Origin of the sequence: Stenotrophomonas sp. B2 (assembly GCF_014947095.1) — a bacterium.
Classification (GTDB): domain Bacteria; phylum Pseudomonadota; class Gammaproteobacteria; order Xanthomonadales; family Xanthomonadaceae; genus Stenotrophomonas; species Stenotrophomonas maltophilia_P.
This window is the reverse complement of record NZ_JADCQA010000001.1, coordinates 333,184-359,256: the sequence shown is the minus strand read 5'-3', so window position 1 is coordinate 359,256 and position 26,073 is coordinate 333,184. Positions and strand designations below refer to the sequence as shown.

Here is a 26,073-nt window from a genome sequence, read left to right as displayed (position 1 = left end):
CCCAAGACACGGCGTGCCAGGACCGTCCGCGGTCAGATCCCTTTCCCACGGGAAAAGGATCTGACCCCGATCTCCCATCAGGCGAACAGCGGTACCTGGCGTTGCTCAAGCCGCAGCAGTGCTGCCTTGGTCTCCAGCCCGCCGCCGAAACCGGTCAGCGCTCCGTTGCTGCCGATCACGCGATGGCAGGGCAGGATGATCGGCAGGGGATTGCGGCCGTTGGCGGCGCCGACCGCGCGCGTCGCGCTGGGCTGGCCCAGGTGCTGCGCCAGCTGCAGGTAGCTCCAGGTCTGGCCGAACGGTATCAACGCCAGAGCCTGCCAAACGCGCAGCTGGAACGGGGTGCCGCGCGGTGCCAGCAGCAGATCGAATGTGCTGCGTTCGCCATGCAGGTACTGCAGCAGCTGTTCGCGGGCCTCGGGAAACGCGCCGGGCGCATTGTGCCAGTCGCTGCGTCCGCGCGCGGGGTGGCGGTTTTCAGGAAACAGCACGTGGGCCAGGCCACGTTCGTCACCGGCGATGGTGAGCTCGCCGATCGGGCTGTCAAAACGGTCGAACAACAACGTCATGTCGGTTCTCCAACGAACGTGCCGGACAGATGCCACAGATGCAGCACCGCATACGAGCGCCAGGGGCGCCAGGGCTGGGATCGCGCTTCGGTGGCGCGTTCGCTCAGGCGCTGCCCCTGGGCATGGCCGAGCACCTGCTGCAGCACCAGGTCACCTGCAGGAAACGCGTCGGGCTGGCCCAGGCCGCGCAGGGCGATGTACTGCGCCGTCCACGGGCCAATGCCGGGCAGGGCCACGCAGCGGGCGACGAATTCCTCCAGTGCCTGGCCGGGCCCGAAGTCGAGCTGGCCACTGACGCAGGCTGCGGCCAGTGCGCGCACGGTGGCGGCGCGGCTGCGTGGCAGACCGATCGATTCCAGAGGGGCGTCCGCCAATACCGAGGGAGAGGGGAACTGGCGGTCGAACTCCGTCGGCATGCCCGGCAGGTGGGCGCCATGCGCGTCGACCAGCCGGCGCGCGAAGGTGGTCGCCGCCGCAACGCTGACCTGCTGGCCGAGCACGGCACGCACCGCCACCTCGAAGCCATCCCAGCCGCCCGGCACGCGCAGGCCAGGGCGTTCGGCGATGCCGCGCGCCAGCAGCGGCTCTTCACCGAGCGCGGCATGCACCTGCTGCAGGTCGGCATCGAGATCGAATACCCGCCGCACGCGTCGCACGATGTCCGGTATCAGCCGCGGATCGACCGCACCCAACTGCAGGCGCAGTTCCGGCCGCTTCGGATCAGCCGTCACCCGCAGCAGGGTGGGTCGTTCAGGCGTGCCGAGCACGCGCTGGTAGCTGTCGTCGCCGATCAGTTCGATGCCCGGCAGGCTGCGCTTGCGCAGGAACGCCAGCATGCGCGGAAAATCCAGCGGAGGCCGGTAGCCCAGGCGCAGCACCAGGCCACCGTCATCGGCGGCCAGCGGGACGTGTTGGCGGCGCAGCGTGGTCGGCGCCATCCCGCAGCCCTGCAGGAAGGCGGTGTTGAAGCGGCGCAGGCTGTTGTAGCCCGCCGCGAGCGCAACGTCGGTGACCGGCAGGGTGGTTTCGGTCAGCAGCTGCTTGGCCAGCAGCAGGCGGTGGGTGGCGTGGATCTGGCCGGGCGTGGCGCCCAGGTGCTCCACGAACAGGCGCTGCAGCTGGCGTGCGCTGAGGCCGATCTTCGCAGCCAGTCCGGCAACCGGCTGCTCCTGCAGGAAGCCGCCGTGGATCAACGCCAGCGACCGCTGCACGGCTTGGCCGGCCAGCGCCTGCTGTGCCTGCGGCGCCAGTTCGGGACGGCAGCGCAGGCAGGGCCGGTAACCGGCGGCAGTGGCTGCGGCCGCGCTCGGGAAATAGGTGATGTTGCGCGGCTTCGGCGGCGGCGCCGGGCAGACCGGCCGGCAGTAGATGCCGGTGCTGCGCACGGCGGTGAAGAACACGCCATCAAAGCGCGCGTCACGGGCGAGGCGGGCACGGTCGCAGGCAGCGGTGTCGAGGACGAGGGCGGTGTTCATGCGCCCAGTCTAGGCCGCTCATGTGGCGGATACTCGCCGGATTCGGACATGGATGCAGCGGGTCGCGATCCGGGGTCAGAACCGGTTCAGTGCCACGTGCTGAATGCGCGCGCCGGGCAGGTAGACTGTGATCCTTGTTCCTGCGAAATCCGGTTGCCCGATGTCCGCCTTGATCCGCTGGTTGCCCCTGTTGTGCCTGGCCCTTGCGGGCTGCAGCCAGTTGGAGAATCCGGGCAACGTGACCGCGGCTGACAAGGCGGCACGGGCACCGGCCAGCGATGGCGACAACATGGTGTCGATCAACGCCGCCGACGCCCCACCACCGCCGCCCCCGCCGCGCAGCCGCGCGGATCGGCCGTGGCCGCAGGCGCAGCTGGAGAACGGCCGGGCCTGGGTCAGCTGCAGCACCGATTACGCGGCCGAAGGCGGCGACGGCGTGGAGCTGGACGGGCTGCAGCGCGAGCAGATCAGCCAGGCGCTGCAGCCGTGCGCCGAGCGTGGCCTGCTGCGGGTGCGCTACAACGGCAAGATCAATCCCGGGTTCGCCGAAATGATGTGGCGCCTGGCCGTGGTGGCCGACGCGCTGCAGATCCACAAGCGCATCCTCGATCTCGACTCCAGTGGTGGCCAGGTCGAGTCGGCGATCATTGCCGGCGACAGCATCGGCGAATCGGGCTGGACCATCTGGGTGCGCGAAGGATCGATCTGCCACAGCGCCTGCGTGTTCGTTCTCGCGGCCGGCGACAACCGCCTGCTGACCGGCAAGGTCGGCATCCACCGCATGATGCGCATCAGCTCCAAGGCGACCTCGCGCGCCGAGCTCAACCGCGAGCTGCACGAGGTCTACGACAACGTGAAGGATTATCTGCAGCGCAACGGTGTGGCGGTGGGCGTTGCTGATCTGATGATGACCGTGCCCAACCGCAGCCTGCGCCTGCTGACCCCCGAGGAGCTGCGGCAGTTCGGCCTGGATGGCACCAATGCGGTGCAGGACGACCTGGAACGGATCAAACAGATGCGCGCGTGTGGCGACGATTTCGTGCAGCGCAAGGACGCGTTCCTGATCGCCTTCGACCAGCAGTGCAAGCGCGACGGTGCGGACATGGAATCGATCAACAGCTGCGGCCAGTCGCTCAAGCAGCGGTTCGGTTTCCCCGATCCGGTCTGCCCCGAGGAGAGCCCGCTGTCGGAGATCGACGTGGCCACGCTGCCACCGTCTCCTCCGCCGCAGGTTCCGGTGGCGGAACAGCCGGCAGTGGAGACGGAGACCCAGGCCTCACAGGCCGATGCCGAAGCAACCCAGGGCAGCGTGCCGCTGCGCTGACAAACGCCTCACCCGGCTGGCGTAGACTGCGGTTCCTTCCGATGAACCGGTGGTGTCCATGAAGCGCGTGCTCCTGCTGCTGTCCCTGTTGCCGCTTGCTGCATTCGCCCAGGTGCCCGCGCCCGCCACGCCGGCTCCGGCGCCGGCGCGCCCGGCGCCGAGTGCGCCGGCCGCCGCGCCAGCGGCGACAGCGGCACGGCCGCCCGCACCGGCCCTCAGCCCGGCACAGCAGGCGCAGGTGCAGAAGCAGGACGCGGAGATGGGGGCGGCCGCACTGAGGGCCGCGCAGATGGTCGACGCCAACCGCGCGGGCGAGTTGTGGGATGGCGCATCAGCCGTAGCGCGGCGCGCGGTGACCAAGCCGGCCTTCATCAGCCAGCTGACTGCCGACCGCACCCGTCTGGGGGCCTTGAGTGGTCGCGGCCAACCGTCCATTACCCGGGTGAAGTACGCGGCCGGCGCCGCCGTGCCCGAAGGCCTGTACATCAATGTCAGCTTCCCGACCCGCTTCGCCAACAGTGCGCAGCCCGTGCGCGAACTGGTCTCGTTCCGCTTCGATGAGGACCAGGTCTGGCGCCTGGCCGGTTACAGCCTGCGAGCACCCGGACCCTGAAGGAGAACAGCATGGCGGCCGAACTGACAATGCTGGCGTGGTCGACGCTGCTGGGGTTTGTCTACATCTTCGCCACCTCCACGGTGGTGACCCGCGAGCGGGGCATGAAGTGGAACGCGTCGGCACGCGACGAACAGGGCCGGCCACTCAGCCCGCTGGCAGGGCGGCTGCAACGGGCCCAGTCCAACTTCCTTGAGACGTTCCCGTTCTTCGCCGCCGCCGCGATCGCGGTGGTGGTGGCCGGTCGCAGCAGCGAGACCACGGCACTGGCCGCGCAGGCGTACTTCTGGGCACGGGTGGTCTACCTGCCGCTGTACGCCGCAGGTGTGCCCTACGTGCGCAGCCTGGTGTGGCTGGTGTCGCTGCTGTCGATCCTGGCGCTGGTGTTCGCACTGCTGTGAGCCGGGCCTGATCCAGATCAAGGCCGGTCAGCTGCGCGGCGCTATGCTGGCTGCGACTGGATCGATGGTGGGAGGCGCGCATGCGCAGGATGGATGTGGTGGTGGTCGGCGCGGGGCCGGCAGGACTGTGCTTCGCACGCGCGCTGGCCGGCAGCGGGCTGCAGGTCGGGCTGGTCGAAGCGCAGCCACGTCAGGCGCTCGCCGAAGCGGCATTCGATGGCCGTGAGATCGCGCTGACCCACGCGTCGCGGCAGAGCCTGGAGCAGCTGGGGCTGTGGGCACGGCTGCCGGAGGCCGAGATTTCCGAACTGCGCGATGCCAAGGTGATGAACGGCGGCTCGCCATTCGCTCTGACCTTTGCCAGCAGCCAGGTCGATGGCCAGCCGCTGGGTTGGCTGGTGCCCAATCATCTGATCCGCCGTGCGGCGTGGGACGCGGTGCAGCGCCAGGACGGCCTGGAGCTGTTCGACGGGCGCAAGGTGCAGGGCGTGCAGGCCGATGCGCAGGGCCATGTGGTCGCGCTGGATGACGGCAGCAGGCTGCATGCGCGGTTGCTGGTGGCCGCGGACAGCCGTTTCTCCGCAACTCGGCGCATGCTCGGCATCGGTGCGCAGATGCGCGACTTCGGCAAGTCGATGCTGGTGTGCCGCATGCACGTCGAACGCGACCATCACCACACCGCGTGGGAATGGTTCGGCTATGGTCGTACGATGGCGCTGCTGCCGCTCAATGAAGGCCAGGCATCTGCGGTGATCACGCTGCCCCCGCGTCGGATCGAGGATCTGCTGGCGATGGATGAGGTGGCCTTCGGTGAGGCCATCAGCGGCTTCTTCGAGCATCGGCTGGGGGGCATGCAGCCGGTCGCCACGCCGCAGGCCTATCCGTTGGTGGGTGTCTATGCACACCATTTCGCAGGCGAGCGCTCGGCGCTGATCGGCGATGCCGCGGTGGGCATGCACCCGGTCACCGCCCATGGCTTCAACCTGGGCCTGGCCAGTGCCCAGCGCCTGGCGCGGGGCATCGCCGGCCAGCAGCGCCGCGGCGCAGACATCGCCGCGGCCGGCATGCTGGCCAGCTACCAGCGTGGCCATCGGATGGCGGCGCGACCGCTGTACGAGGCGACCAATGCGATCGCCAGCCTGTACACCGATGATCGGCGCCCGGCGCGGCTGCTGCGGGCAGCGGGCCTGCGTGTCGCCCAGGGCGTGGCACCGTTCAGGCAGCTGATCGCCTCGCACCTGACCCAGCGCGTGGCCTGAACAGGATCAGATCAGCCGGCCGCCAGCACCCGGATCTGGCTGTCGGCGAATTCGACCACCTGGCCTGCGCGGATCTTGCAGGCCTTGCGCAGTTCAACTTCGCCGTCGACCCGTACCTGGCCCTCGCTGATGACCATCTTGGCCTCGCCGCCACTGGTGACCAGGTCGGCCAGCTTGAGCAGCTGCTTGAGTTCGACGTAGTCACCGTCGAGGTCGAATTCGAGAATCTGCATGGAGCGGGGGTTCCTGGGAAGGGGCGCAGGCCAGCGGCCGGGCCGGGAAGAGGGCGCGTATTGTGCGCCAGCACGGGGCCTGACGGCACGCGAAGGGAAAACTGTACGCCTCGTTCAGGATCAATGCGGTATCATTCCGCTCTGAGCGAGTGAAATCTCCTCCGACCGAGCAGCGCCAGGGCACGCGATAAGAAGGGCGCCCAAAGCGCGGACCATCACCTTTTTTATCGCACTGCCAGGAAGACGGCAGTGCCTTCGGAGTTCCCCATGTCCCAAGATTCCCAAGCGCAGCTGCAGTTCGCGCAGCTCGGCCTGTCCGAGCCCGTGATGCAGGCGGTCACCGCCATCGGCTACGAAACCCCGTCGCCGATCCAGGCCGCCACCATCCCGGCGATGCTGGAAGGCCGCGACGTGCTGGGCCAGGCGCAGACCGGTACCGGCAAGACCGCCGCTTTCGCACTGCCCGTACTGTCCAACATCGACCTGCAGCAGATCAAGCCCCAGGCGCTGGTCCTTGCGCCGACCCGCGAACTGGCCATCCAGGTCGCCGAAGCGTTCCAGTCCTATTCGTCGAAGATCCCGGGCTTCCGCGTGCTGCCGGTGTACGGCGGCCAGCCGTATGGCCAGCAGCTGTCGGCCCTGCGCCGCGGCGTGCACATCGTGGTCGGTACCCCCGGCCGCGTGATCGACCATCTGGACCGCAGCACCCTGGACCTGTCCGAGCTGAAGACCCTGGTGCTGGACGAAGCCGATGAAATGCTGCGCATGGGCTTCATCGACGACGTCGAAGCCGTGCTGAAGAAGCTGCCGGAGCAGCGCCAGGTGGCCCTGTTCTCGGCCACCATGCCGCCGCAGATCCGCCGCATCGCGCAGACCTACCTGCAGGACCCGGTCGAGGTCACCATCGCGGCCAAGACCACCACCTCGGCCAACATCCGCCAGCGCTACTGGTGGGTGAGCGGCATGCACAAGCTGGACGCGCTGACCCGCATCCTGGAAGTCGAGCCGTTCGACGCGATGATCATCTTCGCGCGTACCAAGGCCGGTACCGAAGAACTGGCCAGCAAGCTGCAGGCCCGGGGCCTGGCCGCTGCCGCCATCAATGGCGACATGCAGCAGGCCCAGCGTGAGCGCACCATCGCCATGCTGAAGGAAGGCAAGCTGGACATCCTGGTGGCCACCGACGTTGCCGCCCGCGGCCTGGACGTCGAGCGCATCAGCCACGTGCTGAACTACGACATTCCGTACGACACCGAAAGCTACGTGCACCGCATCGGCCGTACCGGTCGTGCCGGCCGCAGCGGCGAGGCGATCCTGTTCGCGACCCCGCGCGAGAAGGGCATGCTGCGCCAGATCGAGCGCGCCACCCGCCAGCCGATCGAAGAGATGCAGCTGCCGAGCGTGGAAGCGGTCAACGATACCCGCATCAACAAGTTCACCTCGCGCATCAGCGAAACGCTCGGGGCCGGCGGCCTGGACTTCTACCGCCAGCTTCTGGAGCGCTTCGAGAACGAGCAGAACGTGCCGGCCATCGAAATTGCTGCCGCGCTGGCGAAGATGCTGCAGGGCGACACCCCGTTCCTGCTGCAGCCGCCGGTGCGTGCCCCGCGGGAAGAGCGTGCGCCGCGCGAGCGCTTCGACCGGGGCGACCGTCCGGAGCGTGGCGATCGCTTCGACCGCAACGAACGTGGCCCGCGCTTCGAGCGTGGTCCCCGCCGTGACGACGCCGAAGGGGGTTTCGAGCAGCGTCCGCGCCGTGAAGTTCCGCCGCGCGGTGCGCCGGAGCAGGGCATGGAGACCTACCGCATTTCGGTTGGTCACCAGCATGGCGTGAAGCCGGCGAACATCGTGGGCGCCATCGCCAACGAAGCCGGCCTGGAAAGCCGTTACATCGGCCGCATCGACATCCACGACGACTTCTCGCTGCTGGACCTGCCGGCGCAGATGCCGCAGGACGTGCTGACCCACCTGCAGAAGGTGTGGGTGTCCGGCCAGCAGCTGCAGATGCGTCCGCTGGCTGCCGGTGAAGAGATCAATCCGGCACCGCGTCCGTTCAAGCCGCGCTTCGACAAGCGGGGTCCGGGTGGCCCGGGTGGCCCGCGTCGTGGCGGCCCAGGTGGCCCGGGTGGTCCGGGTGGCGACCGTGACGGCCGTCCGCCGCGTCGTGATGGCTTCAAGCCGCGCGGCCCGCGCAGCTACTGAGCCAGACCTGCCGTGATCGACAACGCCAGCCCCCGGGCTGGCGTTGCTCGTTTGTGGACCCCGGTTTCGCACCGCCCACACATTCAGGGTCATAGGCTGGGCCGGTTCGAAGGGAGGTTGTCACCGCAGCACATTCGGGGGGATCCGGGATGGGTAGGAGTGGCACGGACATTCACAGCCGCCGGGTACCCATGTCCCGTGGGCTGGGGCTGAGGTTTGCGCTGTTGACGGGCATGGCGATCGGGCTGGTCGCATTGTCGGCGCTGATCCAGGAACTGCAGGCGGCTTCGACGGCGTGGATCGCCGGCCAGGGCTACTGGTCGCGTGGCCAGCAGGACGCCACGGCCGCTCTCAGCCGCTACCTGGCGCGGGGGGATGCCCGCGATCTGGAAGACGCCCGCCAGGCCCTGCGCGTGCCGATGGGGGACCTGCAGGGACGCCTGGCGCTGGAGCAGCCGAGACCGGATATCGAGCGTGCCCGACAGGGCTTCCTGCAGGGCGGCAACGCGCGCGCCGATGTGCCGCGGCTGATCTTTTCATTCCGTCATGCCCGTGACCTCGGCGCCTTCCGCGAAGCGACCGCCCTCTGGCGGGCGACCGACGGCGACCTGATGGCCGTGCACCGGCTGGTCGATGAACTGCAGCATCGTCATGCCGACGGTCCACTGCCGGTCGCCGCGCGCGACCGGTACCTGCAGCAGCTCCGTGATCTCGACCGGCGGCTGCAGGTGCAGGCGCAGGCGTTTTCGCAGGCGCTGCTGCGGATGGCTGCCGCGGTAAGGATGGCGACCCTGGTTGTCGGCGGCCTGTCGGTGCTGGCGATCAGCCTGATGGCCGTCGCCCTGGCGCGACGGGTCGGCAAGGATCTGACGGAGCATGAAAGCCGCTTCCGCGCAGCCTTCTACCAGGCCAATGTCGGCATGCTGAAGCTTGATGCCGGCGGCCGGGTGCTGGAAGCCAACCAGGCGATGGCGGACATCCTCGACCATCGCCGTGACGCACTGTTGCAGATGTCGCTGGGTGACCTGCTGATGGAAGGAGAGCTGGTCATCGACGGTGTTGGCCGGATCGACTGGGAGCGGCAGCTGCGGCCGAGCGAGCTGCGCTTCCGCCGTCGCGACGGCAGCCTGGTATGGGGGCGCTGGAGCGGTACCGGCGTGCGCAACACCGGCGGCGGGCTGTCGGTGTTCGCGATTGTCGAGGATGTCAGCCAGAACCATGCGCTGGCCCGCGAGATCGAACACCACGCCAGCCACGATCCGCTGACGGGCCTTATCAACCGGCGCGAGATCGAGCGCCTGCTCGAGCGTGCACTGCTGCAGGTGCGCAGCGAGGGGGGCACGCATGCGTTGTGCTACATCAATCTGGACCATTTCAAACTGGTCAATGACAGCTTCGGCCATGCCGCCGGCGACCAGATGCTGCGCGGTTTTGCCGACTATCTGGTCGCCGCCGTGCGCGAGGGCGACTGGGTTGGCCGGTTGGGTGCCGACGAATTCGCGGTGTTCCTGGCCCATGCGGGCCAGGATGAGGCCAAGCGCGTGCTGCAGCGGGTGATCCGCAATCTTGGCCAGGCCACATTCCCGATCAGCGAAGGCAGCCTGCAGCTGAGCTGCAGCATCGGCGTGGTCGAGGTCAGCCAGGAGGCCCCTGATGTCAACTGGCTGATGAGCGCAGCCGACAGTGCCTGTTACGCAGCCAAGCAGGCCGGTCGCAACCGCGTGCACTGTTTCAACGAGGACCGCATGGCGCTGGACGAACGGCGCCTGGAGGCCGAGCGCCTGCAGGGCGTGAGCCGGGCGATGGCCGAGAACCGCATGCTGCTGTACGCGCAGCGCATCGCGCGGGTGGGTGACCCGGGCTATCTGCACTACGAGGTGCTGGTACGCATGCGCGACAGCGACGGCACGCTGCATCTGCCCGGCCAGTTCATGCCGGCCGTGGAGCGCTACGGCATGGCGGTGACATTGGACCGGCATGTGCTCGGCCTGCTGTTCCGGCACCTGCAGGTATGCCCGGCGCATGTGCGCCAGCTCGGCCTGTGCAACGTCAACGTGTCCGCACAGTCGATCGCCGAACCCAGCTTCCTGGCCTTCGTCTGCGACCTGCTGGAGCGTAACCGTGTACTGGCGTCCAAGCTCTGCTTCGAGATCACCGAGACGGCCGCGATCAGCAATCTGAGCCAGGCGCGGGCGTTCATCGATGCGGTGAAGGCGCGTGGCTGCCGGCTGGCGCTGGACGATTTCGGCTCGGGTCTGTCCTCGTTCGGGTACCTGCGCCAGTTGCCGGCCGACATGCTGAAGATCGACGGCGCATTCGTGCGCGACATGGATGTCGATCCGGTCAGCCATGCGACCGTGCGCGCGATCACCGAACTGGGCCGCGAACTGCAGATGGAGGTCGTGGCCGAGTGGGTGGAGAGCAGCGAAGTGGCAGGGGCACTGACCCGGCTGGGCGTGCAGGGTCTGCAGGGCTATGCGATCGAGCGGCCGCAGCCGTTGGAGCGGATGACCCTGACCGACCTGCGGCCGGTCAGGCTGAAGGCGGTGAAAGGCCCGCCGGCCGCAGGCTGAACGCTGGTCCGCGACGATTGTCTACACCTGCATGCCACGGACGGCTGCGATAATGCACGCCAGGGGCGACGCGCAGTGGGCGCGGGCGTAAGCAGAACAGGATGTGGCGTGGTCGTCAGGCAGTGGCAGTACGGAACTGGGGTGGTGCTGGTCGTGCTGCTGGTGTGGTTGGCAATGCCGTGGCCTGCGCAGGCCGGTGCGGCGATGCACGGTCGCGACTACCTGCTGGTGGGCGTTGCCACCGCCGAGCCTACGCCCCATCGCGCCTGTACTGCGCAGATGCTGGCCGGGCCACGCCAGCAGGTGCGGGTGCCGGCGCCGCCGGCGGGCTGGTCGGGCGAACCCCAGGCGCTGGATGTGTTCAATGTGTTCGCGGGCGAGGTCCAGGTACGGCACGGCGACCGCGAGATCTGCGGGGACATGCATGACGCGCGTACCCGCGACTCGCGTTTCCGTGCCGGCGTGGGCCTGGTTGCCGTGCCGCCGGCCGGCAGTCACGAGCCATTCCTGGTCTCGTGGCAGACGCCGCTGAAGGATCGTTGGGTACCGACGCTGCGGCTCGGCGCACCCAGCCCGGTGCAGCAGAACGACACTGCGCGGCTGCTGGTCCGCGCGGCCTGCATCGCGGTGGCGCTGGCCTTGGCGCTGTCGGCGCTGATGGCCTATCTGACCACCCGTGATCGCAGCTTCCTGGTGTACATCGCGGGTACCGGCGTGCTGGTGCTGTGGCAGGCCATCCTCGGGGGCCTCAGCGGTTATCCGGAGCCGTGGCTGCCGGTCGGCACGCGTGGCGCCTGGTGGCTGCTGGCGCTGACGGCAGCAAGCCAGGCACTGGTGCTGCCGGCCCTGTGGTGGCTGAACGGTGGCGACCGGTTGTGGCCGAAGTCACGCCTGCTCCAGCAGATGGTCCTGTGCGCCCTGCTGGGCGTAGCCGCGCTGGTGCCGTGGCTGCGCTGGGATCAGCTCGGATGGGTCGCGCAGGGGCTGCAGGTGACCTACCTGGCCGGCTGCGGCGTCTCCCTGCTGATGGGGATAGGGGCGCGGTGGCGTGGCGACCGCTGGGCACTGGCTGGATTGGCGGCGCTGGCGCCGATGCTGGTGCTGATCGGCGCCGACGCCTGCGCTGCGGAGTGGCTGCTGGAGTACCGGGTGGAGGCGCTGCAGCTGGCGATCACCTGGCTGCTGATGATGGCGGCCTACGCCCTGAACCTGCGGCTGGGACGCCTGCGCCAGCAGCGTGACGAGATGCGCCAGCTGGCCGAGACCGACGGCCTGACCGGGCTGCCCAACCGCCGCGCCGGCCTGCGCGAGCTCGGCCATCATCTGGAACGGGTGGATCGTGAGCGTGGCCCGATGGTGATCGGCTTCCTCGACATTGATCTGTTCAAGGACATCAACGACCGCCACGGGCATGAGGTGGGTGACCAGGTACTGGTCGCCGTGGCCCGTGCGCTGCGGGCCGCCGTGCGCAGCCAGGACCAGGTGGTGCGGATGGGCGGCGAGGAGTTCCTGCTGCTGATGCCGGGGATGCCGCGCGAGGCGGCGGCGGCGCGGCTGGATCGCCTGCGCCAGCGCATCACCGAGGCCTGCCAGGCCCTGCAGGTGCCGGGGCTGGAGGTGACCGCCAGCATCGGCCTGGCCCAGTGGCGGCCGGGCGAGGACGACCTGGCCGCGCTGCTGCGGCGGGCCGACCATGCCATGTACGTGGCCAAGCGCGCGGGCCGCAACCGGGTGTTCGACGGCGAAGAACTGGATCCACCCGCACCGGCATGAACCTGACAGGGCGGTGATGCCGGATAATAGGGCGATGACCACCCGACTCAACAAACATATCGCCGATACCGGCTTCTGCTCCCGTCGCGAGGCCGACCGCCTGATCGCCGCCCGCCGGGTCACCGTCAACGGCCATCCGGCCGGCACCGGTGCCGTGGTCGGCGAGGGCGACCAGGTGCTGGTCGACGGCCAGCCGCTGCGTGCCCGTACCGCACGCAAGCCGGGGGCGCGCCGCCACGTCTACATCGCGCTGAACAAGCCGGTCGGCGTTACCTGCACCACCGAAAGCTCGGTGAAGGGCAACATCGTCGACTTCGTCGGCCACGAGCAGCGCATCTTCCCGATCGGCCGCCTGGACAAGGAGTCGGAAGGACTGATCCTGATGACCAGCAATGGCGACATCGTCAACCAGATCCTGCGTGCCGAGAATGGCCACCAGAAGGAGTATCTGGTGGCGGTGAACAAGCCGGTCACCGACGAGTTCCTGCGCGGCATGGCCCGTGGTGTGCGCATCCACAACCAGATGACCCTGCCTTGCCGCACCTCGCGCATCGCCAAATTCGGGTTCCGCATCACCCTGGAGCAGGGCCTGAACCGGCAGATCCGCCTGATGGCGGCGGAATTCGGTTACCGCGTCACCCAGCTGCGCCGCGTCCGCATCGACAACATCAAGATCGGCGCGCTGAAGCCGGGCCAGTGGCGCAACCTGACCGAGCAGGAGCTGCACGGCCTGCTGCCGCAGCAGCAGGACTGGTAAACGACAGCGGTCGGACGTCGGCCCGGCCGCGCATCGGATAGACTCCGCCGAGACCTGCCGGAACATGACGCTGCATGATCAAGCCCGACAAGCCCGCCAATGAAGCGCTTCGCCTGGAAGCGCTGTACCGCTACCGCATCCTTGATTCGGAACGCGAGAGATCGTTCGACGATCTGGTGGTGATCGCCAAGGCGGTCTGCGGCACGTCGATGGCGGCCGTCACGCTGATCGACGTTGAACGGCAATGGTTCAAGTCGATCCAGGGCATCGATGCCACCGAGAACCTGCGCAGTGAATCGATGTGCGGCCATGCGATCCTGCAGCCGCAGGAGGTGATGGTGGTCGAGGACGCACTGCAGGACGTGCGCTTCCATGACAATCCGGTGGTGGTGGGCGATCCGCACATCCGCTTCTACGCCGGCGCGCCGCTGATCAGCTCCGACGGACTGCCGCTGGGGACGCTGTGCGTGTTCGATGCGCGCCCGCAGCATCTGGAACGGGCCAAGGCCGAGGCACTCAGTGCGCTGTCACGGCAGGTGATGCTGGTGATGGAGCTGCGCCGTTTTGCACTGGACATCCAGAAGCACATGCTGGAACGCGACGACTACGAACGCCTGTTGTCCGAGTATCACGATGTGCTGCTGGCACAGAACGCGGATCTGGCCGAACAGAGCCGTACCGATGCACTGACCGGGCTTCCGAACCGGCGGGCGATGGCGGTCGCGCTGGAAGAGTCCCTCGCCGATGCCGATGGCCAGCCACGACAGGTTTGCGTGGCATTGCTGGACATCGACCACTTCAAGAGCATCAATGATTTCCACGGGCATGCGACCGGTGACCGTGTGCTGGCCGAACTGGGGGCATTGCTGCGCGCGCATTTCGCCGGCGGCGGAACGGCGGCGCGGTATGGCGGCGAGGAATTCGTGGCGGTGATGCCGGACACGGATCTCCACGCGGCAGGCGTGCAGTGCGAGTTCCTGCGTATGGCCGTGGGCAACCTGCCGCTCGGCTTTCCGGTCACGGTCAGCATCGGCGTGGCCATGCATCGCGCCGGCGACAGTGTCGACCAGACCCTGGCCCGTGCCGACGCGGCGCTGTACCGGGCCAAGGGCAACGGACGCAACCGCGTGGAGTTCGCGGACTGAGCCGGCCGCCCGCAACCGGCGGCCCCATCGCTGCATGGCGCCGGGTCGCAGCGGGTGCGAACGCTCCGGGTCACCATGGTTGCCTTGTTTCCAAGGATGACCACCATGCTGCAGACCCTGGCCGTCGCCAATTATCGCTCGCTGCATACGCTGGTGCTGCCGTTGCAGCAGCTGAACGTGATCACCGGCGACAACGGCAGCGGCAAGTCCAGCCTGTATCGGGCGCTGCGCCTGCTGGCTGAAACCGCCCAGGGCGGGGTGGCCTCAGCGCTGGCGCGCGAGGGTGGGCTGGGCTCGGCGCTGTGGGCAGGGCCCGGCAGGATCGACCGCCGGGTAGCTGCAGGCGAGATTCCGCTGCAGGGAGGGCCGCGACAGGAGCCGGTAGGCCTCAGACTGGGTTTCACCACCGATGACTACGGCTACGCCATCGACCTCGGTTACCCGCCGCCCAGCCTGTCGGCATTCGCCCTGGACCCGCAGATCAAGGCCGAAGCAATCTGGGCCGGTCCCTTCCTGCGCACAGCCAGTCAGCTGGTGGATCGCCGGGGCGGGATGGTGCGGCAGCGCCATGCACGTGGCTGGGATGTGCTGGACGACCGGTTGTCGCTGTTCGACAGCCTGTTCACCCAGGTAGCTGATCCGCAGCGCATGCCGGAGACCTTCGCCCTGCGCGAGTACATCCGGCGCTGGCGCTTCTACGATCACTTCCGCAGCGATGCCGATGCCCCGGCACGGCAGCCGGCGATGGCCACGCGTACCCCGGTGCTGCACCACGATGGCCGCGATCTGGCCGCAGCGTGGGTGACCATCCTGGAAAACGGTGACCCGGTCGCGCTGGCTCGCACGGTGGACGATGCCTTTCCCGGGGCTTCGGTGGGATTCGAGGTGCTGGATGGACGGATGGTGCTGCGGTTCCACCAGCCCGGCCTGCTGCGGCCGCTGTCGATGGCCGAACTGTCCGACGGCACGCTGCGTTTCCTGCTGCTGGCCGCTGCCCTGCATACGCCGCGGCCGCCGCCGCTGATGGTGCTCAACGAACCGGAAACCAGCCTGCATCCTGACCTGCTGCCTGCGTTGGCGCGGCTGATCGTGGCGGCCAGTTCACGCAGCCAGGTGTGGGTGGTGTCGCACGCCAGCCGCCTGATCGCCGCTCTGGAGCAGGCGCCCGCATGCCATTCCGTGCATCTGCACAAGGAACACGGCCGCACGCTGCTGAGCGGGCAAGGCCTGCTGGACGCGCCGGCATGGCACTGGCCGCGGCGGTGACGTGCCCGCTCAATCGGCGACGTTGCGGGCCTCCGCGGTGCCGAGGATTTCCGGATGCTGCAACGGCTTGCGGCGGTTCAGCAGCGGATGCAGGAAGACCGCACCGACGATGATCGCCACGCCCAGGTAGAACCAGGGAGTGACTTCGTGCTGCTCGCGCAGCAGCAGTACCGCCAGCAGCACCGCATACACCGGTTCCAGGTTGGTCACCAGCTGCACGGTGTAGGCGCTGAGGTGGCGCAGCGCGACCAGGGCGAGGGCGAACGGCAGCAGGGTGCAGATACCCGCCAGTACCAGCAGCAGGATGCCGTCGTGCAGGTCCGGCACCACCCACAGCGGGCTGGCCAGGGCCGGCAGCAGGTAGGGCATCAGCGGCGCAAGCAGGGTCAGCGTCAGGGTGCCGGCCCCCAGTTCAAGCGCAGTCACCGTCAACGGATCGGCGTGGCTGACCATGCGCTTGTTGAGCGAGCCGAACACCGCCACCAGCAGTGCAGACAGCGCGCCAACCAGAACCCCCAGCCGCATGCCATCCGGCACGCCCCCCACCACCAGCGCCACGCCCGGCAGAACTGCCAATCCGAAGGCCAGTTCGCGCAGCTGGAACGGACGCTTGGCCACCCACGGCTCGATGATCGAGGTGAACACCGGTGCCAGCGCGATGCAGGTCGCCGCCACCGAGGCATTGGCCAGTTTCACCGCACCATAGAACGTCAGCCAGTGCAGGGCGACCAGCGCACCGATGCCGGCGTATCCGGCCACCACCCGCAACGGCAGCGTGCGCAGGCCGCGCCACACCCGTGGCAGCAGTGCCAGCATCGCCGTCACCAGCAGCATGCGCCACCACACCAGCGGCAGCGCCGGCAAGGTGATCAGCTTGCCCAGGATGGCCGTGATGCCCCACAACAGGACACAGAAGTGGATCTGCCAAAGTGCTTTGCGGGTGTCGGGCGTGCTCATCCGCCTATTGTGCGGCAAGGCGGTGACCGCTGGGCGTCGGCAGCTCGATCCTGGCCGCGTTTACCGCCCCTGAGACACGAGCAGGTCGTCCAGCCGCCGCTGCAGGGCCATCGCCGCGGCCGGATTGCGTGCCTTGCCGGCACCGATGCAGAGCAGGTACACCTCTCGTGGCGTCGATGGGGCGGATCCGGCAAGGCATGGCAGGTCGTCGACCGGCTCGCCGACGGCCCAGCGCCGGGCGCGTTCGGCCCAGCGCTGCTGCGTGGCGGCAGGCAGCCCCTGCAGCAGACGGGCCTGGCTGCGCTTGATGCGCGCGTAGACGAAGCTGGCGGTGACGTCGCCGTGCAGCGGGGCTTCGTCGCTGTCTTCGATGACCAACGCCACCCCGTGCCTGCGCGCGACAGTGACCAAGGATGCGCTGTGCACCTGCGGATTGCGGATTTCAACAGCGTGCTGCAGCGCCAGGCCATCGAGCTGCTTCGGCAGCTGGGCCATCAGCGCGTCCAGTGCCCCGGCATCGGCAGGATGGCGGGGATCGAACTGCCACAGCAGCGGCCCGAGGCGGTCGCCCAGGGCGATCGCTGCCTGCAGGAACGGCGCGGCGGCCTCGACGGTGCCGGACAGGTCGCGACGCTGCACCAGATAGCGGGGTGCCTTCAGGGAGAAGCGGAAGCCGGCCGGAGTCTGCGACGCCCACTGCGCGCACTGGGCCGGGGTCGGGGTGCGATAGAAGGTGCCGTTGATCTCGATGCAGCGCAGGGCACGGCTGGCGTGCGCCAGTTCCTCCCGCTGCGGCAGGCCGGGCGGATAGAACATGCCGCCGCGCCATTCCGGGAACACCCAGCCGCCGATGCCGCAGCGGATGGGGGCGGGTGCCGGCGCGGTCACTGGCGGTGGTCCGCGCGCCAGGGATCGTAGCTGCCGAACCACCACACGTAGCCTTCCGGATCGGCACAGGCGTAGCCACGGCCGCCATACGCCTGGTCAGCAATGTCGATCACGATGCGCGCGCCGGCCGCCTTGGCCCGCGCATAGTGCGCGTCGGCGTCGCTGACGATCACGCAGGCGCTCTGGGTCTGGCGGCCCCCTGTTTCGTCAGGCATCACCGCCAGCTTCGACCACGCGCTGTCGTTGCTGGTCGAACCCAGCATGATCATGCCGTGCCCGAACACCAGCTGCGCGTGGAACACCACGTCGCCATCGGCGTACACCGCCTGCGCCTGGAAGCCGAACGCGCGCTGCAGCCAGTCGATCGCCGCCAGCGCGTCGCGGTAGCGCAGGCATGGAATGATGGTGGATCCACTGCTTGATCGGCCGTTCTCGTCCATGGCACCCCTCCTATGGCACAGGGCACGATGCGCCGGCGACCGTTACCATCCCGCGAAACCCCGGTGATGGCCTGCACATGGCCGCGACCCCTGCTCGGAGATGGTTCTGGATGAATACCTGGATTGGAGGAGCCGTGCTGCTGGCCTGCACGACCATGGCGAATGCTGCAACGCCCCCGCAGCTGCAGGATCTGGATGCGACCGTCGAGCGCGTGCGTGCGCAGTTCGACGTGCCGGGTATCGCCGTTGCCGTGGTCAAGGACGGCAAGGTGGTGCTGGAACGCGGCTGGGGCGTGCGTGAGCAGGGCAGGCCGGATCCTGTGCAGGCCGATACCCTGTTCGCGATCGCCTCCAATACCAAAGCGTTCACCGCCACCTCGCTGAACCTGCTGGCCGAGGACGGCAAGCTGAAGATGGACGACAAGGTGATTGACCACCTGCCGTCGTTCCGCATGTCCGATCCGTTCGTGACCGGGCAGATGACGATCCGTGACCTGCTCTCGCATCGCAGCGGCCTCAGCCTGGGCGCGGGCGACCTGCTGTTCTGGCCGGCCACCGCCTACAGCAATGCCGAAGTGGTGGAGCGGCTGGGCAAGGTGCCGTTGAAAGGGGGATTCCGCGAGAGCTATGCCTACGACAACATCCTGTACGCCGTCGCCCAGCAGGTGATCGAGCACGTTTCCGGCATGAGCTACCAGCAGTTCCTGCAGACCCGCATCTTCGACAAGGTGGGCATGGCGGGCACGCGCTACAACGCCGACCACCTGCGGCCCGGCGACAAGGCGGCCGTCGGACACGCCAAGTACGATTTCAAGGATCTGCGCACCGTCGCACCGCTGACCTGGTCGAACAATGCCGGGGCCGGCGGCATCTATTCCAGCGCGCACGACATGGCGCGCTGGATGCAGGTGCAGCTGGCCGAGGGCGCGCTGGCCGATGGCAGCCCGCTGTTCACCGCGAAGAGCCAGCAGCAGATGTGGCGCATGATCACGCCGCAGTCGATTCCGGCGCCGAGCGTGCCGGAGCTGGCACCGGCGCGGCCGAACTTCGCCGGTTACGGCGAAGGCTGGAGCCTGAGCGATTACCGCGGGCAGAAGCTGGTCTGGCACACCGGTGGCTGGCCGGGCATGGTCTCGCGGCTGACGCTGGTGCCGGGCGAGAAGCTGGGGGTCGTGGTGCTGACCAACCAGGAAGTGGGCGCCGCGTTCAACGCGATCACGCTGAGCGTGCTCGATGCCTATCTGGGTGCGGAGAAGCACGACTGGGTGGACGCCTATGCCAAGGCCGTGGCCAAGGGCCAGGACAAGGCCGATGAGGCCTGGGCCAAGCACCAGGCAGCGCGTGTCAGGGGCAGCACTCCCTCGCTGCCGCTGGCCGGTTACACCGGCACCTTCCGCGACCGCTGGTATGGCGACATGCAGATCAGCACGGAAGGCAAGGGGCTGCGCCTGCGCTTCATGAAGACCGCGCAGCTGAGCGGCCGGCTGGAGCACTGGCAGCACGACACCTTCATCGTGCGCTGGGACGACCGTTCGCTCAATGCCGATGCCTTCGTGAACATCAGTCTCGACCCGGATGGCAAGGTGCGCGAGGTGCGCATGCAGCCGATCTCCGACCTGACCGATTTCAGCTTCGACTTCCAGGACCTGCTGTTCACCCCGGTCAACTGACGCCGCATGATCGGTAGCGCCGGGCCATGCCCGGCGAACACGGGCCGGCGCTACCGGCACCGCGCATCGTCGGTTGGCGTACACATCCGGCATGGGATACTCCGTCGGTTGCAAGAGGCGAGGGAATGCGATGTTCCGTTGGTTTGAATCCCTGATTCCGGTGTTCCCGCCCGTGGACGGGCGGATGCCGCCGCGCAGGGTGCTGCCGTTCTACCTGCACTACCTCCGGCCGGTGTGGCCGGTGCTCTTGGCCACGCTGATCGCTGGCCTGCTGCTGGCGCTGGTGGAAGTGGCGATGTTTGATTACCTGGGCCGCATCGTCGACATGGTCGCCGAGCAGCCCGGCGCCGGCTTTTTCAAACGTCACGCCAATGAGCTGGGCTGGATGCTGTTCATCACCGTGATCGCGCGCCCGGTGCTGGTCGGCCTGCACAACCTGCTGGTCAACCAGGCCATCGTGCCAGGCCTGAGCAATCGTTCGCGCTGGTTGATGCACAACTACGTGGTACGTCAGAGCCTGAGCTTCTTCCAGAACGACTTCGCAGGCAGCGTCGCCAACCGGGTGATGCAGACCGGCACGTCGCTGCGCGAATCGGCTGTGCAGATGGTCGACTCGCTCTGGTACATCGTGGTCTATACCGGCACCGCGCTGTATCTGTTCGCACAGGCCGACTGGCGATTGATGATGCCGTTGCTGCTGTGGCTGATTGCCTATGCAGTGATCATGGTCTACTTCGTGCCGCGCGCGAAGGAGCGGGCATGGATCGCCTCGGAAGCACGCTCCAAGGCGATGGGTCGCATCGTCGATGGCTACACCAACATTCCTACGCTGAAGCTGTTCGCCCATGGCGGCCGCGAGCAGGCCTACGTGGCCGAGTCGATCCAGGAGCTGGCGGTCAAGCACCGCGCGCAGACCCGGGTGACGACCGGCATGGACCTGGCCATCGCCATCGTCAACGGCTTCCTGATCGCCGGGACCTGTGGCCTGGCACTGTGGCTGTGGAACGGTGGCCACATCACCGTCGGCGCGATCACCTTGGCGACGGGCCTGGTCATCCGCATCCACAACATGTCGGGCTGGATCATGTGGACCATCAACGGCATCTTCGAGGACATCGGTACGGTGCAGGACGGCATCACCACCATCGCCCAGCCGCTCACCGTGCAGGACCGTGAGGACGCCGTGCCGCTGCAGGTCACCCAGGGCGGCGTGCACTTCCAGGATGTCCATTTCCACTACGGCAAGAAGGGCGGCGTGATCGCCGGCCTTGACCTGGTGGTGAAGCCGGGCGAGAAGATCGGCCTGGTCGGGCCCTCCGGTGCCGGCAAGTCGACCCTGGTCAATGTGCTGCTGCGGCTGTATGACCTGGAAAGCGGCCGCATCCTGATCGACGGCCAGGACATCGCGCATGTCACACAGGAGAGCCTGCGCCAACAGATCGGCGTGGTGACCCAGGACACCTCGCTGCTGCACCGCTCGATCCGCGACAACCTGCTGTACGGGCGCCCGGATGCCACCGATGATCAGTTGCGTGCTGCGGTCGCCAAGGCGCGTGCGGAAGCGTTCATCGACACGCTGGTGGACGGGCAGGGGCGCCGTGGCTACGACGCACATGTCGGCGAGCGTGGGGTGAAGCTGTCCGGCGGCCAGCGCCAGCGAATCGCCATTGCCCGCGTGCTGCTGAAGGACGCGCCGATCCTGGTGCTGGACGAGGCGACGTCGGCGCTGGATTCCGAAGTGGAAGCCGCGATCCAGGACAGCCTGGACGAACTGATGGGAGGCAAGACGGTGATCGCGATCGCGCATCGGCTGTCGACCATCGCGCGCATGGACCGTCTGGTGGTCATGGACCAGGGCCGGATCGTGGAAACCGGCAGCCATGCCGAGCTGATCGCGGCCGGTGGCTTGTATGCGCGGCTGTGGGCACGGCAGACCGGCGGGTTCGTGGCGGCCGACCAGTAGCCGTTTCGGCTGCGGCCGTTCCGCGCAGGGCGTGGATGCGGCGCAAAGAAGAACGGCCCGGTTGCCCGGGCCGTTCATCATCCACATCCAGCGCAGCCGCTTACTCGATGGGCTGGTCCAGCATCAGCTGGCGGGCGAAGCGCACCGGCGGTGCGCCGTAGGACAGCATCTGGTCGTGGTAGGCCTTCAGGTTGAACTTGTCGCCCAGCTTGTCCTGCATCGCCTTGCGGGTGTCGAAGTGCTCCTGCGCGCCCACGAAGTAGGTCGGCAGCTGCGCCGAGGTCAGCTGCGCGCGCACCCACTTGCCGGCCGCTTCGCTCTCCTGCTGGAACGCGTCGTGGGTCATCAGGTGCATCGCCTTCTCGCGATCCCAGTTGTCCACGTGCACGCCCTGGTCGAGGATGGCGTTGGAGATCGTGCGCAGGTAGAACTTCAGCTGCACCAGGTGGAACAGCGGATCGTTGTCGAGGTAACCCTGCTCCTGCATCATGCGCTCGGTGTAGACCGCCCAGCCTTCGGCGAACAGGCCCGACCGCAGTACTGCGCGCAGGGTGGAGGGGAACTTGGCCGAATGCCAGCCTTCCAGGTAATGGCCCGGCGTGCCCTCATGGATGCTCAGCAGGTGGATCATGCGCGAGTTGTACTCACGCAGGAAGGAATCGACCTGCTTGTCGTTCCAGTCGTCGGGAATCGGCGACACCGCGTAGAAGGTCTTCAGGTTCTTGTCCAGCGGGCCCGGCGAATCGCAGTAGGCCACGGCCACGCCACGCTGGAATTCCGGCATCAGGATGATGTCCACCGGCGCATCCGGCAGCGTCATCAGGTCGTGCTCGCGCACGAACGCGGTGGACTGGTCCAGCGCGGCCTTGGCGTCGTCGACCACCTTGTCACGTGCCGGCTTGTCGGCGTAGGCCAGTTCCAGCGCGGCCTCGATGGCCTTCTGCTGCTGCTCGTCGGTCGGCTGCGCCGGCATCTCCGGCGCGCCCGGCTTGTCCTTCAGCACCGTCTGCGCGATGCCGTACATGTCTTCGCGCACGCGCTTGAGCTCGGCACGCGCGCGCTCACCGATCTCCTGCCGCGACAGCGAAGAACTGAGGGCGAACTTGAGCTTCTGGTCGTACTTCTCCGCGCCGATGCGGAAATCACCCTTCGCGTTCGGCACGAGGGTCTTGTCCAGCCAAGTCTGCTGCTCGTCCACGGCCTTCTTCAGGCCATCGATGGCGGCCTGCAGGCGCTGCTGGTCGGCCTGCGGCAGTTCGCCGATATGCGGGGTGATGAAGGTATCGACGATGCTGAGAATGCCCTTGTTCTGCTTGGCCACCGTCTCGGCATGGATCTTCGGCACACGCGCCGGATCGAGGTTCTCGCGGGCCTGGGCGAAGATCGCCGGCAGCTTTTCCATGCGCGCGGTGGCCGACTTCAGCCGTTCCGGCAGCGGCGCGAACTCGCGTGCCATCAGGCCGTAGATCGCGCTGCCGGCGATGCCGTTGTACAGCTGCGGATCCCACTTGCCGGACTGCAGCACTTCGGCGTTCCAGATTTCCGACTGCAGCTGGTTGCGCAGGATGGCGGCATCGACCTGGTTCTCCCGGCCCAGCTTGGCCACGTCGATCCTGTCCAGCTCGCCCAGCAATGCCTTGTAGGCGGCGACAGTCTTCTGCTGGCCGGCCGCACTCAGGTCGTCGATCTCGCTGTCGTAGCGGTGGTCGCCGATCTGGGTGGCGCTGACCGGGGACAACTGCATCCAGGTGTCCAGGGCGCGCTTGGACAGTTCGGCAAAGGCCGCATCGGCTGCCGCGTCACCGGCCTGCTGGCTGGCGGCGGAGGTGGAACCGGCGGTCGGGGCGTCGGCCTGCTGGCAGCCGGCGAGGGCGGCGACCAGGGCGAGGGCAAGAAGATGCGGGCGCATCGGCATTCCTGTACGGGGTCAAACCCCGAGCATAGGCCGCCAGGGCTGCTTTGTCCCCGTGCCATAGGATTACCATTGGCACCTACACGGACCCGCCAGCGGAGAAAAGGACATGGAATACCAGGGAAGCTGCCATTGCGGCAGAATCGCATTCACGGTGCAGGCCGAGGCCCCGATCAGCGACGTCATCGACTGCAACTGCTCGATGTGCCGCCGCCGCGGCAGCCTGCTGTGGTTTGCGCCGCGCGAGGCATTCCAGCTGCAGACCGATCCAGCCGATGTGGCCACCTACCAGTTCAACAGGCACCACATCGACCACCACCATTGCCGCGAGTGCGGCACTGCACCGTACAGCGAGGCCGTGGATCCGCGCAGCGGTGCGGCCATGGTGGCGGTCAACGTGCGCTGCCTGCCGCAGGTCGACCTGGCCGGCCTGTCGGTGACCTCCTACGACGGAGCCGCAGCGTGACGGTCCGTCATGGATGGGTGGGCGCATTGACCGTGCCGGCACTCGTGCTGGCCCTGGCGGCCTGCGCGAAGGTGGAGCACGCGGCCGGCGGCGGTGGTGTCACAGCCGAAGCCGTGGCGTCGCCCGAAGGCGCCTTCCTGGCCTATGAACACGACGTACAGGTACAGCTGGACGCGGAAGCGATCGCGCCGCGCATCCAGCAGGTCGCGCAGGCCTGCCAGAGTGCGAAGTTCGGCGACTGTGCGGTGCTGCAGGTGGACCAGCGCAGTGGCGATTCGCCCAGCGGCGAGGTCCGTGTGCGCATCGCGCCGAAGGGCGTGGAGCCCCTGATCGGCCTGGCGGGCGAGGGCGGCACACTGCAGTCGCGCACCACCCGCGCCGAGGATCTTGCACAGCAGGTGGCCGATACCGCGTTGACCAAGGCACGGTTGGAGAAGGAACACGCACGTCTGCTCGCCTACCAGGACCGTGGCGGTCTGAAGATCGAGGATCTGCTGGCGATCAGCACGCGCCTGTCGGAGATCGAGGCGGGGGTGGAGCAGGCCAGCAAGGACGCCGCGCAGCAGCGTCGCCGCATCGATACGCAGCTGCTGACGCTGCACTTCGGTACCACCTCCGGCGAGCGCGGCCGCAGCGAGATCGGCGATGCGCTGAGCGAGTCGGGCAGCATCCTCAGTACCAGTATCGCCTTCCTGATCCGTGCGGCGGCTGCATTGCTGCCGGTCGCGGTACTGGTACTGATCGCAGGATGGGGTGTGAGGGCGGGGTTGCGTCGCCGCCGTCGGACGCCGTAACGCGCGGGTTCGCCGGGCCACGCCCGGCGATGCTCAGCCTTCGTCGGTCTCGTATTCGACGAACACGTCCAGCTCCAGCGCAAGCTCCTGCACCGCGTCACGAACCTTCTGCGCGGTGCTTTCGTTGCCCACTTCCACTTCCAGTTCGTGGATGCCCGGACCGATGTCATCGGACAGTCCTGCCGAACTGGAGTCATCGTCGTCCATGTGCGGCATCAGATCGTCGGTTTCCTCGACATGTTCGATGCCTTCCAGGCCCAGCAGCAGGTCGCTGATCGCACGGGCGTCGTCTTCGGTTCCAGTAATGCGCATTCGCAGCAGGGCCATGGCAGATGCAGGTCGTTGTGGAGGTATCCGCAGCGTAGCCAGCGATGGGCAAAGACCGGGTGAGGGCCTGGTCAGCCGGGCGTGGGCGCGCGGCCGAGCAGACTGTCGGGCAGTGCCGGGATCGGTGTGCGGTCGTCCTGTGCCTGGGCCAGCAGCCAATCGATGAACAGGCGTGCGGCAGGGCTGGGCGGCTGGCCTTCGGCATGCACCACGTAATACGCATAGCGGGCCTTCAGGGCGGGCCCAGGCAGCCGCACCACCTCGTAGCGCTGCAGGTAGGGTTGGGCGATGTGGGTGCGCGCCAGCACCGCGCCCATGCCATACACCGCGGCCCGCATCGCATCGGTGCTGTCGGCGAAGGTGTGCATCGGCGGCAGCGGCGAGGGCGGGCGTACGCCCGCATGACGGAACCAGTCGCGCCAGCCCTGCGGCGAGAGATCGGTCAGCAGCGGCAGTTCGGCGATGCGCGCCGGATCGTGCAGGGCTTCCACGCCCGGCAGCGCCGGCGAGGCGACCGGGAACAGGCTGTCGTCCATCAGGTGTTGCGCATGCAGCCCCGGCCACTGGCCCAGGCCATAGCGGATGCCGACCTCCGGTCCGTTGTCGTCGTAGCGGTCCAGGCCGCTGCCGGTGTGCAGTTCCACCCGGATGTGCGGATGCGCCTGGGTGAAGCGCGGCAGGCGTGGCAGCAGCCAGCAGTACGACAGCGAGCGCAGGGTGGTGATGCGCAGCGGCACGCTGTCCGCATCCGGATGCAGATTGTGGGCGACGGCGGCGACATCGGTGAACGCCGCACTGGCGGCGTCGGCCAGCTGCCGGCCTTCGGCGGTCAGCCGCACGCCGCGGGCATGGCGCAGGAACAGGCGGGTTTCCAGCACCTCTTCCAGGCGGCGGACATGGTGGCTGACCGCGCTGGCGGTCAGGTGCAGTTCCTGCGCGGCCTGGGCGAAGTTCTGGTGGCGCGCGGCGACCGCGAACACGGCCAGGGCAGGGAGCAGGGAAGGGCGTAGCTGCATGTCCAGCCTCAAACGATATTTGTGGCTGGCAGCGATACTACGCGCTTGTG

Annotated in this window: 23 protein-coding genes; 14 read left to right on the top strand and 9 right to left on the bottom strand. The window is 68.0% G+C overall.

All coding sequences use genetic code 11. The annotated features are described in order from the left end of the window. Positions 1-77: 77 nt before the first annotated feature. Positions 78-569 carry a methylated-DNA--[protein]-cysteine S-methyltransferase gene (locus tag IMX13_RS01715; protein ID WP_180875687.1) on the bottom strand — a complete coding sequence of 164 codons (492 nt, stop codon included), beginning with the start codon at positions 567-569 and terminating at the stop codon, positions 78-80. After that, the gene (locus IMX13_RS01710; RefSeq protein WP_193395617.1) at positions 566-2,044 is read right to left on the bottom strand and encodes a DNA-3-methyladenine glycosylase 2; all 1,479 of its coding nucleotides are present in this window, start codon (positions 2,042-2,044) and stop codon (positions 566-568) included. Before IMX13_RS01710 ends, IMX13_RS01715 begins: the two co-directional genes overlap by 4 nt. A 160-nt stretch (positions 2,045-2,204) precedes the next feature. On the opposite strand from IMX13_RS01710, the gene IMX13_RS01705 reads away from it, so the two are divergent. From IMX13_RS01705 to ubiM, 4 genes are all read left to right on the top strand, one after another. Further along, a complete protein-coding gene (locus IMX13_RS01705; protein ID WP_193395616.1) occupies positions 2,205-3,368 on the top strand; it encodes a hypothetical protein in 1,164 nt (387 codons plus the stop codon). Between the two features lie 58 nt (positions 3,369-3,426). Next, complete coding sequence (locus IMX13_RS01700) at positions 3,427-3,981, top strand: DUF4019 domain-containing protein (protein WP_193395615.1); 555 nt, start codon at positions 3,427-3,429, stop codon at positions 3,979-3,981. Positions 3,982-3,992: 11 nt separating this feature from the next. Further along, positions 3,993-4,382, top strand: coding sequence for an MAPEG family protein (locus IMX13_RS01695; RefSeq protein ID WP_053518762.1), 390 nt, complete (start codon positions 3,993-3,995; stop codon positions 4,380-4,382). A gap of 80 nt (positions 4,383-4,462) precedes the next feature. Continuing rightward, the gene (gene ubiM / locus IMX13_RS01690; RefSeq protein WP_193395614.1) at positions 4,463-5,641 is read left to right on the top strand and encodes a 5-demethoxyubiquinol-8 5-hydroxylase UbiM; all 1,179 of its coding nucleotides are present in this window, start codon (positions 4,463-4,465) and stop codon (positions 5,639-5,641) included. Between the two features lie 11 nt (positions 5,642-5,652). On the opposite strand, the gene IMX13_RS01685 is transcribed toward ubiM, so the two are convergent. Further along, positions 5,653-5,874 carry an RNA-binding S4 domain-containing protein gene (locus IMX13_RS01685; protein ID WP_014036469.1) on the bottom strand — a complete coding sequence of 74 codons (222 nt, stop codon included), beginning with the start codon at positions 5,872-5,874 and terminating at the stop codon, positions 5,653-5,655. Between the two features lie 267 nt (positions 5,875-6,141). Between IMX13_RS01685 and IMX13_RS01680 the strand changes: the two genes are divergently transcribed. The 6 genes from IMX13_RS01680 to IMX13_RS01655 all read left to right on the top strand — a co-directional run bounded on the left by IMX13_RS01680 (position 6,142) and on the right by IMX13_RS01655 (position 15,590). Then, a complete protein-coding gene (locus IMX13_RS01680; RefSeq protein WP_193395613.1) occupies positions 6,142-8,076 on the top strand; it encodes a DEAD/DEAH box helicase in 1,935 nt (644 codons plus the stop codon). Between the two features lie 149 nt (positions 8,077-8,225). Further along, the gene (locus tag IMX13_RS01675; protein ID WP_065174677.1) at positions 8,226-10,649 is read left to right on the top strand and encodes an EAL domain-containing protein; all 2,424 of its coding nucleotides are present in this window, start codon (positions 8,226-8,228) and stop codon (positions 10,647-10,649) included. Between the two features lie 108 nt (positions 10,650-10,757). Beyond that, positions 10,758-12,422 (top strand): GGDEF domain-containing protein, encoded by a 1,665-nt coding sequence (locus IMX13_RS01670; protein WP_193395612.1) that lies wholly within the window; start codon positions 10,758-10,760, stop codon positions 12,420-12,422. Between the two features lie 34 nt (positions 12,423-12,456). Then, complete coding sequence (locus IMX13_RS01665) at positions 12,457-13,179, top strand: pseudouridine synthase (RefSeq protein ID WP_053518769.1); 723 nt, start codon at positions 12,457-12,459, stop codon at positions 13,177-13,179. A gap of 74 nt (positions 13,180-13,253) precedes the next feature. Continuing rightward, positions 13,254-14,324: a sensor domain-containing diguanylate cyclase gene (locus IMX13_RS01660; protein WP_193395611.1), complete on the top strand. Its 1,071-nt coding sequence runs from the start codon at positions 13,254-13,256 to the stop codon at positions 14,322-14,324. A gap of 105 nt (positions 14,325-14,429) precedes the next feature. Continuing rightward, positions 14,430-15,590 carry an AAA family ATPase gene (locus IMX13_RS01655; protein ID WP_065174679.1) on the top strand — a complete coding sequence of 387 codons (1,161 nt, stop codon included), beginning with the start codon at positions 14,430-14,432 and terminating at the stop codon, positions 15,588-15,590. A 9-nt stretch (positions 15,591-15,599) separates the two neighbouring features. Here the strand turns inward: IMX13_RS01655 and IMX13_RS01650 are convergent, their stop codons facing one another. From IMX13_RS01650 to IMX13_RS01640, 3 genes are all read right to left on the bottom strand, one after another. After that, positions 15,600-16,547 carry a DMT family transporter gene (locus IMX13_RS01650; RefSeq protein ID WP_193395610.1) on the bottom strand — a complete coding sequence of 316 codons (948 nt, stop codon included), beginning with the start codon at positions 16,545-16,547 and terminating at the stop codon, positions 15,600-15,602. Between the two features lie 60 nt (positions 16,548-16,607). Next, positions 16,608-17,363: a DUF72 domain-containing protein gene (locus IMX13_RS01645; protein WP_227255209.1), complete on the bottom strand. Its 756-nt coding sequence runs from the start codon at positions 17,361-17,363 to the stop codon at positions 16,608-16,610. A 68-nt stretch (positions 17,364-17,431) separates the two neighbouring features. Next, positions 17,432-17,875 carry a VOC family protein gene (locus IMX13_RS01640; RefSeq protein ID WP_128990037.1) on the bottom strand — a complete coding sequence of 148 codons (444 nt, stop codon included), beginning with the start codon at positions 17,873-17,875 and terminating at the stop codon, positions 17,432-17,434. A gap of 110 nt (positions 17,876-17,985) precedes the next feature. On the opposite strand from IMX13_RS01640, the gene IMX13_RS01635 reads away from it, so the two are divergent. Further along, the gene (locus IMX13_RS01635; RefSeq protein WP_065174683.1) at positions 17,986-19,545 is read left to right on the top strand and encodes a serine hydrolase; all 1,560 of its coding nucleotides are present in this window, start codon (positions 17,986-17,988) and stop codon (positions 19,543-19,545) included. Between the two features lie 130 nt (positions 19,546-19,675). Further along, positions 19,676-21,508, top strand: coding sequence for a multidrug efflux ABC transporter SmrA (gene smrA / locus IMX13_RS01630; RefSeq protein ID WP_128990033.1), 1,833 nt, complete (start codon positions 19,676-19,678; stop codon positions 21,506-21,508). A 100-nt stretch (positions 21,509-21,608) separates the two neighbouring features. Here smrA and IMX13_RS01625 read toward each other — a convergent pair whose 3' ends face one another. Next, entirely contained in the window at positions 21,609-23,417 is a 1,809-nt protein-coding gene (locus IMX13_RS01625; protein WP_193395608.1) for a DUF885 domain-containing protein, read from the bottom strand. Positions 23,418-23,529: 112 nt separating this feature from the next. On the opposite strand from IMX13_RS01625, the gene IMX13_RS01620 reads away from it, so the two are divergent. Together IMX13_RS01620 and IMX13_RS01615 are read left to right on the top strand one after the other, a co-directional pair. Then, on the top strand, positions 23,530-23,886 hold the full coding sequence (locus tag IMX13_RS01620) for a GFA family protein (RefSeq protein WP_053518787.1): 357 nt from the start codon (positions 23,530-23,532) through the stop codon (positions 23,884-23,886). Next, positions 23,883-24,680 (top strand): DUF4349 domain-containing protein, encoded by a 798-nt coding sequence (locus IMX13_RS01615; RefSeq protein ID WP_319637156.1) that lies wholly within the window; start codon positions 23,883-23,885, stop codon positions 24,678-24,680. Before IMX13_RS01620 ends, IMX13_RS01615 begins: the two co-directional genes overlap by 4 nt. A 33-nt stretch (positions 24,681-24,713) precedes the next feature. On the opposite strand, the gene IMX13_RS01610 is transcribed toward IMX13_RS01615, so the two are convergent. Both IMX13_RS01610 and IMX13_RS01605 read right to left on the bottom strand, forming a co-directional pair. Then, entirely contained in the window at positions 24,714-25,007 is a 294-nt protein-coding gene (locus IMX13_RS01610; protein ID WP_053518791.1) for a hypothetical protein, read from the bottom strand. A 71-nt stretch (positions 25,008-25,078) separates the two neighbouring features. Then, a complete protein-coding gene (locus IMX13_RS01605; protein WP_053518793.1) occupies positions 25,079-26,023 on the bottom strand; it encodes a LysR substrate-binding domain-containing protein in 945 nt (314 codons plus the stop codon). Positions 26,024-26,073: the final 50 nt, after the last annotated feature.

Excerpts from the sequence above, each read along its gene's own strand:
- IMX13_RS01715 (WP_180875687.1), bottom strand. The coding sequence starts at position 569 with ATGACGTTGTTGTTCGACCGTTTTGACAGCCCGATCGGCGAGCTCACC.
- IMX13_RS01710 (WP_193395617.1), bottom strand. The coding sequence starts at position 2,044 with ATGAACACCGCCCTCGTCCTCGACACCGCTGCCTGCGACCGTGCCCGC.
- IMX13_RS01705 (WP_193395616.1), top strand. The coding sequence starts at position 2,205 with ATGTCCGCCTTGATCCGCTGGTTGCCCCTGTTGTGCCTGGCCCTTGCG.
- IMX13_RS01700 (WP_193395615.1), top strand. The coding sequence starts at position 3,427 with ATGAAGCGCGTGCTCCTGCTGCTGTCCCTGTTGCCGCTTGCTGCATTC.
- IMX13_RS01695 (WP_053518762.1), top strand. The coding sequence starts at position 3,993 with ATGGCGGCCGAACTGACAATGCTGGCGTGGTCGACGCTGCTGGGGTTT.
- ubiM (WP_193395614.1), top strand. The coding sequence starts at position 4,463 with ATGCGCAGGATGGATGTGGTGGTGGTCGGCGCGGGGCCGGCAGGACTG.
- IMX13_RS01685 (WP_014036469.1), bottom strand. The coding sequence starts at position 5,874 with ATGCAGATTCTCGAATTCGACCTCGACGGTGACTACGTCGAACTCAAG.
- IMX13_RS01680 (WP_193395613.1), top strand. The coding sequence starts at position 6,142 with ATGTCCCAAGATTCCCAAGCGCAGCTGCAGTTCGCGCAGCTCGGCCTG.
- IMX13_RS01675 (WP_065174677.1), top strand. The coding sequence starts at position 8,226 with ATGGGTAGGAGTGGCACGGACATTCACAGCCGCCGGGTACCCATGTCC.
- IMX13_RS01665 (WP_053518769.1), top strand. The coding sequence starts at position 12,457 with ATGACCACCCGACTCAACAAACATATCGCCGATACCGGCTTCTGCTCC.
- IMX13_RS01660 (WP_193395611.1), top strand. The coding sequence starts at position 13,254 with ATGATCAAGCCCGACAAGCCCGCCAATGAAGCGCTTCGCCTGGAAGCG.
- IMX13_RS01655 (WP_065174679.1), top strand. The coding sequence starts at position 14,430 with ATGCTGCAGACCCTGGCCGTCGCCAATTATCGCTCGCTGCATACGCTG.
- IMX13_RS01650 (WP_193395610.1), bottom strand. The coding sequence starts at position 16,547 with ATGAGCACGCCCGACACCCGCAAAGCACTTTGGCAGATCCACTTCTGT.
- IMX13_RS01645 (WP_227255209.1), bottom strand. The coding sequence starts at position 17,363 with ATGTTCTATCCGCCCGGCCTGCCGCAGCGGGAGGAACTGGCGCACGCC.
- IMX13_RS01640 (WP_128990037.1), bottom strand. The coding sequence starts at position 17,875 with ATGGACGAGAACGGCCGATCAAGCAGTGGATCCACCATCATTCCATGC.
- IMX13_RS01635 (WP_065174683.1), top strand. The coding sequence starts at position 17,986 with ATGAATACCTGGATTGGAGGAGCCGTGCTGCTGGCCTGCACGACCATG.
- smrA (WP_128990033.1), top strand. The coding sequence starts at position 19,676 with ATGTTCCGTTGGTTTGAATCCCTGATTCCGGTGTTCCCGCCCGTGGAC.
- IMX13_RS01625 (WP_193395608.1), bottom strand. The coding sequence starts at position 23,417 with ATGCGCCCGCATCTTCTTGCCCTCGCCCTGGTCGCCGCCCTCGCCGGC.
- IMX13_RS01620 (WP_053518787.1), top strand. The coding sequence starts at position 23,530 with ATGGAATACCAGGGAAGCTGCCATTGCGGCAGAATCGCATTCACGGTG.
- IMX13_RS01610 (WP_053518791.1), bottom strand. The coding sequence starts at position 25,007 with ATGGCCCTGCTGCGAATGCGCATTACTGGAACCGAAGACGACGCCCGT.
- IMX13_RS01605 (WP_053518793.1), bottom strand. The coding sequence starts at position 26,023 with ATGCAGCTACGCCCTTCCCTGCTCCCTGCCCTGGCCGTGTTCGCGGTC.